The 353-nt window shown below is 50.4% G+C and carries 1 pseudogene; it reads right to left on the reverse strand.

Annotated elements, in window-relative coordinates:
* Positions 1-353: pseudogene (locus CWC28_RS21545) on the reverse strand (ABC transporter substrate-binding protein); the annotation flags it as partial.

The raw sequence follows: 353 nt of genomic DNA on the forward strand, positions 1-353 counted from the left end.
CAGGTCAGCAGGCAAAGCATTCCATTTATCCATGTTTACAGTGAACTCAAGCATGGTGCCTGGCTCATGCCAGCCTGGATAGTAGTAATATTTTGCCGCTTTATAGAGCCCAAAAGCCAGATCATTGTAGGGACCTACCCACTCAGTGGCATCAATGGTTCCTGTCTGAAGCGCGGTGAAGATTTCCCCCCCCGGTAAATTGACAGGCACACCTCCCAAACGCTTGAACACCTCTCCACCCATGCCAGGAATACGCATTTTCAGGCCTTTCAGGGCTTCCAGAGAGTTGATGTCCTTGTTGAACCAACCCGCCATTTGAACCCCACTGTTACCTCCAGCGAAAGGCTTGAGAT

Origin of the sequence: Pseudoalteromonas sp. S4492 (genome assembly GCF_005886115.1) — a bacterium.
GTDB lineage: Bacteria > Pseudomonadota > Gammaproteobacteria > Enterobacterales > Alteromonadaceae > Pseudoalteromonas > Pseudoalteromonas gelatinilytica.